Consider the following 13,241-nt stretch of genomic DNA (forward strand, 5'->3'; position numbering starts at 1 on the left):
TCTAGAACTCCAGGCTGAGTCGGGCGGAAACAGCACGAGGAGCGTTTAAAATAAAAATATTATCTCCATTAATAGCCGGCTTAACAATGCCAACGGGGGTGGTTTCGTTGGTGATATTTAAAACATTGACTCCGAGACTGGGGCGGCCTGTAAACTGGGTTAGTCGCAATTGCACTCCCGCACTATAGGTACCGTAATCATTAACAGTGTCTTCGTCCACTAAGTCATTGTAGGATTTGCCGACATAAGAGTAAGTCACGTGACCAGAAACATTTAACCAACTTTGAGGAGAGTTACTAAATGCCAGTGAGGCCGCGTACTGGTATTCTGCTGAGCCCGGTAGTGGTGTACCAGCCGGAACAAAATCATTTCCAGCGATAAAATCCTCCAAAGTGTGGGCATCTACTGTTCCGCCACTTAAAGAAAACAGAAATCCAGGCACTGGCAGTTGCCAACGCAGATTCACCTCTATGCCGTCGCTCTCTGCACTACCAACATTGTCGTAATAGTTGATCGCAAGCGCATTTTTGAGAACCACTAACGGGTTGTCGAAGTCGATATGAAAGGCGGTTAGATCAAACTCAAGAGTATTATCAAGCCAGCGAGTCCGCATCCCAATTTCATAGTTCATAATAGTGTCTGATTTATAGGTGCCCGGCACATTCTGAAGCTCATCTTCAGGAACGGTCTGGATGCCACCAAACCGGAAGCCCTTATTGACGAGTGCGTACACGGAATGCTCGTCGGTGAATCGATAGGTAACTGAGACTTTTGGGTTCATACCCTCTTCACTGATTTCAGCGGTGTTGTCCAAGGTGTACTCGCCGGTTGCAACTAGATTTAGAAGACTAACGCCCTGCGCTACTATGCCTTCACCAGTGTAACCGCCATCAACACCTGTTTGGTAATATCGGCCTCCGAGCGATAACTCCAAGCTGGCGGTGGGGTACCAGGTGGTATCGAAGAACACTGCCTTTTCTTGTGCATTTGCATTGGTTTGTGCGCAAAGCAGAGACAAGCTGCAGTCGACTCCGTTTGAGTTTCGATCTCGTAAACCAAGTGAATCTAGCAGTGGAATCTGATCTGTCGCCTGCAAAGTCAAAGAAAGAAAATAATCAATGGGAGAGTCAAGATAATATACCCCCACCAACCATTCAAACTTATCGTCTGCCTGAGACTGCAAACGTAACTCCTGCTGAAAGGAACTGGACTTTTGGTTAGTCAAAAATGGTATAGCTAAGCCATCCGGGGCGGCGTTTGAGGGTGTGCCAAATAGGCTAAAATAGCCATCGATAATATTCTTGCGCTCCTTCTCTGTTCGAGATGACGAAGAAACTAATCTTACGCTTTCCCATTCATGTTGAACTTCAAGATTATAAAGTGCGATTCGATGTTCATTTGGCCATTTAATAAATGAGCTTCTAGTTTCCCTAGGTCCAACCGTGTTGTCGGCAATAAAAATATCATTGTCCGCCTGATAATCTTGCGCCAGATAAGTTAATTTAACCGAGGTATTATCCCCCGGCGTCCATGTTGCGCCAAGACGATACTGCTTTCCTTTCGATCCATTTACATCGTTAGCCTCTTGACCCCGGCGGACATCGTCAGTAAATCCCGGATATTCTCGGTCGATATAAGTAAGCCTAAGCCCCAGATTGCCATCGGGGCCAAACACCGGAATATTAAGCATAAAGCCCTGGGTTAGACCACTATCTCCCTCTTCTAGTGAAATGTTCTGGGCAAAGTACGACGCCTGCCATTCATGGGGTACGGCTTCGTTCAAGCGATACCGTAGCACACCGGACAGAGCCGCGCCGCCAAAGAGAGTGCCCTGCGGCCCCTTGAGCACTTCTACCGCTGCCAAGTCAAAAGCGGAAAGGTCGGGTGTGATACTTGCTGCATAAGGTTCGTTGAGGGCCGTATCACCTATAAAAATTCCGACTGGCTGTGGTACAACGCTAGTCGGCGCCGCGCTTGTTGAGATTCCGCGCATTACAATTCGCTGATCACCAGGCCTTGCTGAATTTGCAGTTACGCCGGGTGTCTGTTCAAGTACATCATTGATACTCAGTATGCCTTGCTGCTCAAGGCTATCACCGGAAAACGCAGAAATAGAAGCGGGAATGTCTCGAAGTGACTTCTCTCGCTTGGTAGCCGTAACGATGACCTCTTCTAGAAAATTACGTCGTGTGGCGTAATTGCTATCTTGTTGCTCTTCAACGGACATACTCTTCTTAACACCGGATATTTCCGGCTCTGAAGCCGAAGAATAGCTGGTGCAGAAAGCAGCACTCAACAGAGAGATATGGGACAGAGTTTTGAAATTTCGATTTTCAATCATGATAAATCACTCATAGTTCTTTGTTATTTTCTGTTTGGTTTAATCTTGCTTAGAGCCATTTTTCTGCGCGGCGTAGCTAGGAAAGCCGTTGGCTTGGTTGCTCAAATATTTACTCTCCAATTCTTCCAAAGCGCTTTCATCAATAGCTGCCATCTCTGGCATCAGTCGATCAATAAGGTGATTCAATCGGTGTGAGAACGATACAACTTCTTTACCAAGCCCCATCTTTGACTCAATTTGTCGGAAGAACGTCGCAAACTGCTCACGAGGTAAGGCGGCGATGGCCTCAATATCTGACATGATGGGCGCGTCATTTCCCGTACTTCTTGTGCGTTCCGCCTGTAAACAAACAACACCCAGAATCGCGTTATAACCGACCACCGCAAGTTGCACCTGGCTATCGTCCGTGCAAATGGAATCTAAAACTTGCAAAAGCAAATGCATTTGCATTTGCCATTTTTTTGACCCAGAAGGCGAGTGACAGAATTTTGGGTAGCGCAATTGAATCTCTCGAATACAGAGGAAATGCTCAATCAGCTGTATTCTAAGGGGGGTGGCACAGGATCTATTTGGGATCGGTATTTTTGCAACTAGATGCTGTAAGGCCTCTTGCTCCAGTTGCCCTATGTCATCAATGTAGTTGTAGAGAGTGGCGTGGTTGACACCCATTTCCTTTGCGATAGCGCGAATATTAAGTGATGAGTAACCATCATTTTCAAGCACAGAAAGGGCGCTGGAAATGATTTTTTCCCTAGTTATTTTTCTGGGTCGACCTACTTGACGCGCTTTCACCGTAGAAATACCTCTACTCATTATCAATATGTAACCACCGGTTATATATTAATAATAACCATCGGTTATATATTAGTCAAGAGCGCCCTCAAAGAAGCAAACCTCCTCTATATAAGGACTGAGCTATCGCCCAAGATACGTCAGATAAATGAATAGACACCTCTAAATTGCAGATGCATTGTATGATGCATGCCGCATCACTATGCGCAGCGCTTTATGACGGGCTTGTTAAAGCTCGTAGTGCGCATAAGCTTTTCAGACTCCTCCCTAATTCTTACCGCCAGCCACAACGGCGCCCTTACTAAGTCAGCGTTTTGGCTGTCCAACAACCGCAGGAAGCATGATGCCGCCCCATATTATAAGTTGCGACAATTTACACTGCTTGCCGACTCTGCACGCAAAGATCAGGTCTGCCGAATTAGAAACGCCACGAAGAGCTAAAGAAAGTCCTTAAGACTGCCGCAATATCAGCGCGTGCAGACTATTTTCCAGCAGCAAAAGCCTTCTTTTCCTCTCATCGTCTTAAAGCTACTAATTGAATCCGTTGAGCTGCGCCGAAACGCTTGTTGGGTCTTGAAAACACGCTCATTGAATACTGACTACTGGAACAAGCGCTCCATAACATTTAATCTGACGCCAGCTCACTGGGAAGTACATTATGTTTTTTGACAAAAAAGAGACCAAACTCCTTACACTCTCACGGGATGACGCTAATCATCCGCTCGCGTCACACTCTAAACATGCCTTTGAGTTAGATGGTTTTGAGTGGCCGTCAGTCGAGCACTACTATCAGGCGATGAAATTTGATGACGCCGAATACCGCGAGCAGATCCGCAATGCGACACACCCGGCTGAAGCGGCAAAGCTGGGTAAGAGCAAAAAACACACGCGGCGCAAGGATTGGAAGAAAAACAGCGTCACCTATATGACCCGCGCCACTTACATTAAATGCCGTACCCATAGCGATGTAGCACAAGTGCTTTTGGACTCGGGTGAAGATGAAATTAAAAATGTTAGCCAATACGACTATTTTTGGGGAAGCGGTCGAGATATGCGCGGTGATAACCACTTTGGTAAAATGTTGAAGGGTGTTCGCAAAAAGCTGCGGGAAGAACTGGGCAAGTAATACACTTGCTCAAATCGCTTTTAATCGCCGCCAAGAAACGTCATACACACCACCACCCATTTATTTGAAGTAATTTCATGAGCCCTAACAGCCGCCGCGTCTGCCAAGCCCTTCTCTACGAGATAGGTGCTGTTGCCTTGGTCACGCCCATTCTCACCTTTGCCTTTGACGCAGAGGTATCGTCGACCTTGCCCCTATCGGTGCTTATGGCAACCATCGCGCTGATTTGGAACTACACATTCAACGCCCTATTCGAGCGCTGGGAAAAGAAACAAGTCACCAAGGGGCGGTCACTTCAACGGCGCTTAGTTCACGGCGCCGGTTTTGAGGGCGGCTTGGTTATTGTACTGGTGCCGCTCACCGCATACTGGCTAGATATCAGTTTGTGGCAAGCTTTGCTGGCCGAGATTGGCTTGCTAATCACCTTTTTCTTCTACGCCATTGTCTTTACCTGGGCCTTCGACAAAGTCTTTGGCCTACCGGCCTCCGCGCAGGAGGCAAAGGAATGAAGCCCGCGTCTAGCAACCGCATTTTGAAGTATTTGCAGGGCTATCCTGAGCACTTACAAAGCCAGGTTCGCACACTTATCGACGAACAGCGCTTGGCGGAGTATTTGGCAAATCGCTATGGCGGTCAGCACAGTATTCAAAGTGACAAGGCGCTGTATAGCTACGTAAATAGCTTGAAGCAAGAAAACCTGCGCAGTGCGCCGCAAGTAGATAAAGTGCTTTTTGATAATCGGCTCGATCTCACCCACCGCGCACTGGGTTTGCACACGGCGGTGTCGCGGGTGCAAGGTGGCAAGCTAAAAGCGAAAAAAGAAATTCGCATCGCCTCCCTATTTAAAGACGCGGCGCCAGAATTTTTAGAAATGATTGTGGTACATGAACTCGCGCACTTAAAAGAGCACGATCACAACAAGGCGTTTTATAAACTGTGTACCTATATGCTGCCCGACTACCATCAGCGGGAATTTGATTTGCGGGTGTATTTAACCGCAAAAGAGGTAGGGCAGATATAACCCCGCCCTACCTAAATCAATTATGCTATTTCAAATAAAGCCGCAGCACCCATACCACCGCCAATACACATAGTAACTACCGCGTATTTAACACCACGGCGCTTACCTTCGATTAGGGCGTGACCGACCATACGCGCACCACTCATACCAAAGGGATGACCAATCGCGATGGCACCGCCATTCACGTTGAGTTTGTCATTGTCTATACCGAGTTGATCGCGGCAGTAAATAACCTGACAAGCAAAGGCTTCGTTCAATTCCCACAAGCCGATATCATCCACTTTTAAACCAGCACGTTTTAGCAATTTAGGAATAGCAAACACCGGGCCAATACCCATCTCGTCAGCTTTGCAGCCAGCGACGGCCATGCCGCGATAAATGCCCAGTGGCGCCAACCCTTTTTGCTCGGCCAATTTCCTGTCCATAACCACACAAGCCGACGCACCATCTGACAGCTGCGAGGCATTACCGGCGGTAATAAAACGACCCTGCTTCACCCACTGACCATCTTTGAATACCGGCTCCAGCGACGAGAGGCTTTCCAGTGTGGTTGACGGACGATTGCACTCATCGGTTTCTAAAATAATATCTTTAAACGTGGTTTCTTTAGTCTCTTTATTAAACACCGACATGCTGGTGGCAAAGGGGACAATCTCCGCCTTAAACAAACCCGCTTGCTGGGCCGCCGCAACCCGCTGCTGACTTTGCAATGAATAGATGTCCTGCGCTTCGCGGCTAACACCGTAGCGATCAGACACTATTTCGGCAGTCTCAATCATCGGAATGTAAGCAGTTGGATCAATATCCAGAACCGTTTGCGACACATTGCGGTAGCTATTTTTGTGTTTGGTCTGTACCAGCGAAATAGACTCTAAACCACCGGCAACGGCGATATCAATTTCGTTGCACATAATCGATTTTGCCGCCCAGGCAATCGACATCAAGCCGGAGGAACACTGACGTTCAATCGCCATACCCGGCACGCTGTCAGGCAAGCCCCCAGCCACTGCGCACAAACGACCAAGGTTATAAGCCTGCGTTCCCTGCTGCGCTGCGGCGCCAAAAATCACATCGTCGACAGACGCAGGATCAATGCCCGCGCGCTCAACCGCTGCGCGCACAACGTGGCCACCCATCGCTGGAGCTTCAGTATTGTTTAATGCGCCGCGAAAAGATTTACCCATTCCGGTACGTGCGGTTGAAACGATAACGGCTTCTTTCATGGTCTTTGTGTCCTTTTTGAAATTTGATTTTGCGTTTTGATACTCAGTACTTATGCAAAGGCAGTGACGCTAAATGGGAGACGGGAGACGCCAATAAAAATTCGCCCAGCGTTCTCCGTCTCCCTTCTAGCATCTCCCGTTCATTAGGCTCGCTGCGATGAACAGCTGACGATTTCACCCGTCATATAGCTAGAATAATCCGAGGCGAGGAACATCATGATATTCGCTACTTCCCACACTTCGGCGCCGCGACCATAGGCCTCGCGGCTTTCGAGTTCAGCGAGCAATGCTTCTGGCGCAGATTTTTTCAGCATAGCGTGTACCGCCAAAGACGGCGCTACCGCATTGATGCGCACACCAAAATCTGCGGCCTCTAACGCGGCGCAACGCGTCAGCGCCATAACGCCTGCTTTTGCAGCGGCATAATGGGCCTGCTCTTTTTGTGCGCGCCAGCCAAGTACAGAGGCGTTATTCACAATCACGCCGTGTCCGCGCTCTTTCATGACTTTCATCATGTAGCGAGTCATACGCATAGTGCCGTTTAAGGTCACATCGATAACCTTATTCCACTCCGGGTCTTCCATCTCGATGAGCAATTTAGTGGTGCCCAAACCGGCGTTGTTAATTAATACATCAACGCCGCCAAGCAATTCTTCAGCGGTATTAATCAAAGCCTGCACATCTTCCTCTACAGCAACATTGCCGACCTTGCCATAGACCTGCTCACATCCCGTTTCAGCTTTGAGTTTTTCGACTGACGCGCTTAAACGACCTTCATGAATATCGCTAATCACGATCCCACGACAGCCTTCTTCAATCGCTCGCTGCGCCGCCGAAAAACCAATACCGGCACCCGCCGCAGCGGTGATAAGAACTGATTTACCTTTTAAAAGGCCGTGGCCTTGAACGTATTCTGGGACTTTGATGTTCATTGTTTTCTCCGTTTAATGCTTGGCTGTATGCTTGACGGGAGACGGGAAACGCTGAGCTGGATCGCAGTATTTCTCGACACTGGTATTATCTTGAAAAATTATTCACACTTTTAAATTTGTTAAAGCTACCTACGCTGGACGGGAGAAGATAAACGTAAAGAAAAGGTCGATAGGCGTGCTTTTGAATTAGCATCTACCGTCTCCCGTCAAGCATCTCCCGCAACACCTACGGCCTCAACTCCTTCGGCATTCCCAAACCGCGCTCGGCAATAATATTGCGCTGTATCTGATTGGTACCGCCGTAAATCGTGTCTGAGCGGGTAAACAAGAACAGTGACTGCAGGCGATTTAATTCGTACGGTGCGTCTAGCAAAATATCTGCCTCGGCGCCTAAAATATCCATGGCCAACTCGCCAAGATCACGGTGCCACGTGGCCCAGTACAATTTATAAATCAGCGCTTCTTTTTGCAGACTGCCATCACCGCTATTACCTGACAGCATACGCATGCTGTTGTAGCGCATAATTTTCAAGCCAATATGGGCGTCGGCGATACGCTGACGAATGACAGGATCTTTAGCGGCGCCATTTCTCTTTGCCAATGCCACCACTTCATTCAATTCATTTTGAAAAGCCATTTGCTGACCGAGGGTGGACACGCCGCGTTCATAACCCAGCAAGCCCATAGCCACTTTCCAGCCTTCTCCGGGCTCACCCACAATGTCGTTGGCATCGCATTGTGCATCGTCAAAAAATACCTCGTTAAACTCCGAGGTACCGGTGATTTGCTCTATCGGCCTAACCGTGACGCCAGGCTGATCCATTTTTATCAGGAAAAAACCTAAACCTTTATGCGCCTTCGACTCAGGGTCGGTGCGGGCAATCACAAAGCAATATTCAGATTCGTGAGCTAATGATGTCCAGACTTTTTGACCATTGATAATCCACTTGCCACTGGCTTCATCAAGGCGCGCCTTAGTCTTTACATTTGCCAAATCCGAACCGGCACCCGGCTCTGAATAGCCCTGGCACCAGAACTCGGTGCCCGACAAAATACCCGGCAGGTATTTTCTCTTTTGCTCGTCACTGCCAAAGGCGATTAAGGTTGGCCCCGCCAAGCCGTCGCCAATATGCCCCATACGCCCAGGTGCGCCGGCCCGCGCATATTCTTCAAAGAAAATAACTTGCTGTTCAATCGACAGACCACGACCGCCGTGCTCCTTCGGCCACCCCACACAAGTCCAGCCGCCTTCCGCTAATTTGCGCTCCCACTTCTTGCGCTCTTCCGGAAACATATGCTCATCGCCGGGACCACCGCGAAATTTTAACTGCGCGAATTCGCCCACCAAATTGTCGGCGAGCCACGCGGCAATTTCGGCGCGGAATTGTTCATCTGCAGGGCTAAATTGTAGTTTCATGATGTAATGCTCGCTTTATGCTGGACGGGAGATGGGAGGCGCAAAAAATGGCTTCCCCTGTGTCTACCGTCTCTCATATTAAATCGCCGGTCGGATGTCTGACGTCGGAGGTAAAGGCTATGTTCAGAGCCATCGTCCGACTTCCGACCTCTGACGTCCGACTAATCAAGTAAAACCCCCGCTACTCGCTCGCGGTGATAAACGCTATTACCCAAAAAATGTTCACTGGCTTTTGCGCGTTTAAAATATAAATGCACATCGTATTCCCAGGTAAACCCGACCCCGCCATGCATCTGCAAGGCTTCGCCTGCGTTTTTAAAATAGGCTTCTGAACAATAGGATTTCGCGATGCTCGCGGCCTCAGCCAGTTCATCGGCTAAGGGCCCTGCGCTAAGTGCATCATCCGCAATACAGGCGGCGTAGTAGACCGCTGAGCGCGCGACTTCATTGCGCAGCATCATGTCGGCAGCCTTGTGTTTTATGGCTTGGAAACCAGCGATTGAGCGGCCAAATTGATTGCGGCTCTTGGTGTAATCCACCGTGATATCTAAAATTTGCTGCATACCGCCAGCTTGCTCAGCCGCTAAGGCAATAGTGGCAAGATCTAGTATTTTCGATAGGGCTTTTGCGGCTGTACCGAAGTCACCCATGACACTCTCAGCGGGCAAGCGTAGATCAGTTAGTTCAATCGCCGCTTGGCGCCGGCTTTGATCCATGGTCGGCAATAGACTGCGCTGAATGCCATCGGTATCTGCCGTACAGACAAACAGGCTAATACCTTCCGCGCCAACGCTGCCCTCTTCACGGGCTGCAATAATTAAATAATCGGCACTGTGACCATCGAGTACATAACGATACTGGCCGTTGAGAATGGCGGTGTCGCCGTCACGTTTATAGCTTGCGGTCACCGCATCCGCACTCCAAAGATTGCTGCCGCCGTTAAATGCGAGGGTAGCGGTTTTACCTTCAATAAGCTGGGGAAGAATCTCAGTTTTTTGATCGTCAGTACCGGCGATCAATAAGGCGTTGGTAGCCATTGCCACGGTGGCAAGGTAGGGAGAGCACAGCAGATAGCGGCCCATTTGCTCCAGCACTGCGACCAGCTCGACATAGCCTAAGCCCATGCCGCCGTATTCTTCTGGAATATGCAAAGCCTGCCAATACATATCAGTGCAGATGCGCTGCCAAAGATCGGGGGAGTAACCCAGATCACTTGCCATAGCACTGCGAATAGCTGCGCTGGTGGAAGCGTCTTTAAGAAAAGACGCCGCCGTGTCGCGGATCATTTCTTGTTCTTGCGTAAATGCGAATTCCATACTGTCTCCGAAACCGGACAGCGACCTTTACATTTACGCAAGCTGCGACGTGTATAACGCCGCAGCTTAACAACTGTTTATAGACGCAGTTGCAAACGTATGAAGGCACCGTCTTCAAATTCAAATTTGCCGCCAGTGTCAGCGTCAAATTCCATATCACCGTAACCAACTTGAATGGCGGAATTTTGGAAAATAGTAAACTCCGCACTCACCGACCACTCTTTATAGCCGTCAATATCACCAAAGCCAGTTGCATCGGGGGCGTAGTACAAACCGCCGCGCAGACTGACGATTTCATTTAAAGGCAAGCGCAAATCGCCACCAAAGGCGACCGCACCGCCATCCAGATCAGTTGTGTCATCACCGTCTAAGCCAATGGCTTTTGCGCCAACCCGTCCGCTCAGTGCGCCGCGCTGACCATTTGCAAACAAACCCAAAGCCACTAAATTTGCACCGTCTTCATGGTGCAGCACATCGAGCTGAGCACTGCTTTCCGGGCTCATGTCACCAGCAACAGAAACACCGAAACTGTCGTCACCAAAACGAAAGGCGACACCGCCGGCAAAGGCCGAACTGCTTGCAATGGCTAACACGGCGGCTGCGATTAAAGGGGCTTTCATGGTCGTGATTCTCCTGATGTAAACGTCAAAGGATAAAATCAGCTACCATACACTTTTTGCGCCGGTACTGCCTCCGCCATGAGCGTTTTTACCGCTTCGCCGACCTCGGCAGGCTCCCAGCGCGCGCCCTTATCGACCTCAGGGCCCTTGCGCCAACCGTCAGCGAGGGAAATTTTTCCGCCCTCTGCCTCAAACACACAACCATTTACATGCGCTGATTCACTGCTGCCTAACCACACCAGTAGTGAAGACACGTTCTCAGGCGCAAAAAAATCAAAACTGCCATCATCCGGCTTCGCCATACGGGTGGCCATGGCCTCAACCGCCGTGGTCATATTAGTGCGGGCTGCCGGTGCGACCGCATTCGCGGTAATACCGTAGCGAGCAAGCTCAGCGCCTTGGTTCAAAGTAAGCGCGGCAATCCCCGCTTTAGCGGCAGCATAATTTGATTGACCAATTGAGCCCTGCAAACCAGCACCCGAGGTTGTATTTATAATGCGCGCATCGACAGGCTTACCCTCTTTGGATTTACCACGCCAGTAATGAACGGCGTGTGAAGTGATGCAAAAATGGCCTTTTAGATGCACAGCCATGATGGTGTCCCATTCTGCCTCGGTCATCGACGCGAACATACGGTCGCGGTTAACACCGGCATTATTCAACACAATATGGAGATCGCCAAAGGTATCGATGGCCTGCTTCACCGCATTCAAGCTATCGTCGTAATTGGTAATATCAGAGGTATTCACCACAGCCTTACCACCGGCGGCAGTAATCTCATCCACCACTTTTTGCGCAGCCGCTTCGTTAATATCGTTGACTACAACCGAGGCGCCCTCAGCAGCAAATACTTTTGCATGTGCCGCACCAAGGCCGCCACCTGCACCGGTGATAATCACCACTCTGTCATTACAAATTGCCATTACTGTTATTCCTCGTTTAAGTGATTGGTCAGACGTCTGATGTCTGACGAAAGGTCAAAAGCAAGCTTGACAGTGCCTGGGAGTTGAATTTCCATTTTCCGACTTCCGACTTCCGACTTCCGACTTCCGACTTCCGACTTCCGACTTCCGACTTCCGACTTCCGACTTCCGACTTCCGACGTCCGACGTCCGACGTCCGACGTCCGACTAAAGTCTTTCAATTATCGTTACATTCGCCTGACCACCGCCTTCGCACATGGTCTGCAAACCATAGCGACCACCGGTGCGCTCAAGCTCATGAAGCAAAGTCGTCATTAATTTTGTGCCTGTTGCGCCCAGTGGATGACCTAAGGCAATCGCACCACCATTCACATTGGTTTTAGCATGGTCATAACCGGTTTCTTTCAACCACGCCATGACCACCGAGGCAAAGGCTTCGTTGATTTCGACAAGGTCAATATCCTGTAGAGACATGCCCGATTTTTTCAGTGCATATTCGGTGGCAGAAATCGGCGCCGTCAGCATCCAAATTGGGTCGTCTGCACGCACGCTCATATGATGAATACGGGCGCGGGGCGTTAAGTTATAGCGTTTAAGTGCCGCTTCACTAACAACAAGAACGGCACTAGACGCATCGCAGGTTTGGCTAGACACAGCCGCAGTCACTTTGTCGCAGCCAAACAAAAAATCTAATTCCGCCATTTTTTCTAAGCTGGAATTACGCGGCGTTTCATCCATTTTCACGTCGCCAAAGGGAATAATTTCCTTATCGAAATGACCCGCGGCAATTGCCTTTAATGCGCGCTGATGCGACTCATAAGAAAACAGTTCTAAATCTTTGCGCGATAAATTCCATTTATCGGCAATCATCTGTGCAGATTTAAACTGCGTTGGTGGCTCGGCACCGTAGCGCTCCACCCAACCAGTCGATCCAGAGAAGGGGTCGCTAAAACCCAAGGGCGCAGCCAAAGTCATCGCAGATGAAATGGGAATTTGCGTCATGGTCTGCACACCGCCCGCCACAATCACGTCCATACAACCAGACATAATTGCCTGCGCCGCAAAATGCACCGACTGCTGCGATGAGCCGCACTGACGATCAATCGTCGTGCCCGGTACTTCTTGTGAAAGACCCGCCGCCAACCATGCGCTGCGTGCGATGTCGCCCGCGAGCGGGCCAACGGTATCTACACAACCAAAGATGACATCGTCGTATTCATTATCAGGAATGCCGTTGCGCTCAACGATGGCCTTCAACACGTGTGCACCCAAGTCTGCGCCGTGCACATGAGCAAGACCGCCTTTACGGCGCCCTGTTGGGCTGCGAACTGCGTCTACGATGTATGCTTCTGCCATGTTAAATCCTCTGCCTTTATCTGCGTTATGCTGGACGGGAGACGGAAAACGCTAACCCCTCATCCCCGATGTACTATTTATTCTAAAGGTTAACTTTTTCTACTTGTGTTTAAGTTGCTATAAAACAACAGAAGCAAACGCTGCTTTTGCATCTCCCATCTCCCGTCAAGCTTC

12 protein-coding genes are annotated in these 13,241 nt (G+C 49.6%); 3 read left to right on the top strand and 9 right to left on the bottom strand.

Features of this window, described 5'->3' with window-relative positions; all coding sequences use genetic code 11:
* Position 1: 1 nt before the first annotated feature.
* Together KXJ70_RS05030 and KXJ70_RS05035 are read right to left on the bottom strand one after the other, a co-directional pair.
* Positions 2–2,341 (bottom strand): TonB-dependent receptor, encoded by a 2,340-nt coding sequence (locus tag KXJ70_RS05030; RefSeq protein ID WP_219042347.1) that lies wholly within the window; start codon positions 2,339–2,341, stop codon positions 2–4.
* 39 nt (positions 2,342–2,380) lie between these two features.
* A complete protein-coding gene (locus tag KXJ70_RS05035; protein ID WP_219042348.1) occupies positions 2,381–3,154 on the bottom strand; it encodes a TetR/AcrR family transcriptional regulator in 774 nt (257 codons plus the stop codon).
* A 637-nt stretch (positions 3,155–3,791) separates the two neighbouring features.
* Between KXJ70_RS05035 and ybiA the strand changes: the two genes are divergently transcribed.
* From ybiA to KXJ70_RS05050, 3 genes are all read left to right on the top strand, one after another.
* Positions 3,792–4,259 (top strand): riboflavin biosynthesis intermediates N-glycosidase, encoded by a 468-nt coding sequence (ybiA, locus tag KXJ70_RS05040; protein WP_219042349.1) that lies wholly within the window; start codon positions 3,792–3,794, stop codon positions 4,257–4,259.
* 77 nt (positions 4,260–4,336) lie between these two features.
* A complete protein-coding gene (locus KXJ70_RS05045) occupies positions 4,337–4,768 on the top strand; it encodes a PACE efflux transporter (RefSeq protein WP_219042350.1) in 432 nt (143 codons plus the stop codon).
* A complete protein-coding gene (locus tag KXJ70_RS05050) occupies positions 4,765–5,280 on the top strand; it encodes a M48 metallopeptidase family protein (RefSeq protein ID WP_219042351.1) in 516 nt (171 codons plus the stop codon). Before KXJ70_RS05045 ends, KXJ70_RS05050 begins: the two co-directional genes overlap by 4 nt.
* Positions 5,281–5,300: 20 nt before the next feature.
* On the opposite strand, the gene KXJ70_RS05055 is transcribed toward KXJ70_RS05050, so the two are convergent.
* The 7 genes from KXJ70_RS05055 to KXJ70_RS05085 all read right to left on the bottom strand — a co-directional run bounded on the left by KXJ70_RS05055 (position 5,301) and on the right by KXJ70_RS05085 (position 13,067).
* On the bottom strand, positions 5,301–6,503 hold the full coding sequence (locus KXJ70_RS05055) for an acetyl-CoA C-acyltransferase (protein WP_219042352.1): 1,203 nt from the start codon (positions 6,501–6,503) through the stop codon (positions 5,301–5,303).
* Positions 6,504–6,646: 143 nt separating this feature from the next.
* The gene (locus KXJ70_RS05060; RefSeq protein ID WP_219042353.1) at positions 6,647–7,435 is read right to left on the bottom strand and encodes an SDR family oxidoreductase; all 789 of its coding nucleotides are present in this window, start codon (positions 7,433–7,435) and stop codon (positions 6,647–6,649) included.
* Positions 7,436–7,661: 226 nt separating this feature from the next.
* Positions 7,662–8,852, bottom strand: coding sequence for an acyl-CoA dehydrogenase family protein (locus tag KXJ70_RS05065; protein WP_219042354.1), 1,191 nt, complete (start codon positions 8,850–8,852; stop codon positions 7,662–7,664).
* 161 nt (positions 8,853–9,013) lie between these two features.
* Complete coding sequence (locus tag KXJ70_RS05070; protein WP_219042355.1) at positions 9,014–10,168, bottom strand: acyl-CoA dehydrogenase family protein; 1,155 nt, start codon at positions 10,166–10,168, stop codon at positions 9,014–9,016.
* Positions 10,169–10,245: 77 nt separating this feature from the next.
* Positions 10,246–10,788: a YfaZ family outer membrane protein gene (locus KXJ70_RS05075; protein ID WP_219042356.1), complete on the bottom strand. Its 543-nt coding sequence runs from the start codon at positions 10,786–10,788 to the stop codon at positions 10,246–10,248.
* A gap of 38 nt (positions 10,789–10,826) precedes the next feature.
* Complete coding sequence (locus KXJ70_RS05080; RefSeq protein ID WP_219042357.1) at positions 10,827–11,711, bottom strand: SDR family oxidoreductase; 885 nt, start codon at positions 11,709–11,711, stop codon at positions 10,827–10,829.
* Positions 11,712–11,918: 207 nt separating this feature from the next.
* A complete protein-coding gene (locus KXJ70_RS05085) occupies positions 11,919–13,067 on the bottom strand; it encodes an acetyl-CoA C-acetyltransferase (RefSeq protein WP_219042358.1) in 1,149 nt (382 codons plus the stop codon).
* Positions 13,068–13,241: the final 174 nt, after the last annotated feature.

Origin of the sequence: Zhongshania aquimaris (assembly GCF_019312595.1) — a bacterium.
Classification (GTDB): Bacteria; Pseudomonadota; Gammaproteobacteria; order Pseudomonadales; family Spongiibacteraceae; genus Spongiibacter; species Spongiibacter aquimaris.

Coding starts and splice junctions, on each gene's coding strand:
- KXJ70_RS05050 (WP_219042351.1), top strand. CDS start 4,765: ATGAAGCCCGCGTCTAGCAACCGCATTTTGAAGTATTTGCAGGGCTAT.
- KXJ70_RS05055 (WP_219042352.1), bottom strand. CDS start 6,503: ATGAAAGAAGCCGTTATCGTTTCAACCGCACGTACCGGAATGGGTAAA.
- KXJ70_RS05070 (WP_219042355.1), bottom strand. CDS start 10,168: ATGGAATTCGCATTTACGCAAGAACAAGAAATGATCCGCGACACGGCG.
- ybiA (WP_219042349.1), top strand. CDS start 3,792: ATGTTTTTTGACAAAAAAGAGACCAAACTCCTTACACTCTCACGGGAT.
- KXJ70_RS05080 (WP_219042357.1), bottom strand. CDS start 11,711: ATGGCAATTTGTAATGACAGAGTGGTGATTATCACCGGTGCAGGTGGC.
- KXJ70_RS05075 (WP_219042356.1), bottom strand. CDS start 10,788: ATGAAAGCCCCTTTAATCGCAGCCGCCGTGTTAGCCATTGCAAGCAGT.
- KXJ70_RS05065 (WP_219042354.1), bottom strand. CDS start 8,852: ATGAAACTACAATTTAGCCCTGCAGATGAACAATTCCGCGCCGAAATT.
- KXJ70_RS05045 (WP_219042350.1), top strand. CDS start 4,337: ATGAGCCCTAACAGCCGCCGCGTCTGCCAAGCCCTTCTCTACGAGATA.
- KXJ70_RS05085 (WP_219042358.1), bottom strand. CDS start 13,067: ATGGCAGAAGCATACATCGTAGACGCAGTTCGCAGCCCAACAGGGCGC.
- KXJ70_RS05035 (WP_219042348.1), bottom strand. CDS start 3,154: ATGAGTAGAGGTATTTCTACGGTGAAAGCGCGTCAAGTAGGTCGACCC.
- KXJ70_RS05060 (WP_219042353.1), bottom strand. CDS start 7,435: ATGAACATCAAAGTCCCAGAATACGTTCAAGGCCACGGCCTTTTAAAA.
- KXJ70_RS05030 (WP_219042347.1), bottom strand. CDS start 2,341: ATGATTGAAAATCGAAATTTCAAAACTCTGTCCCATATCTCTCTGTTG.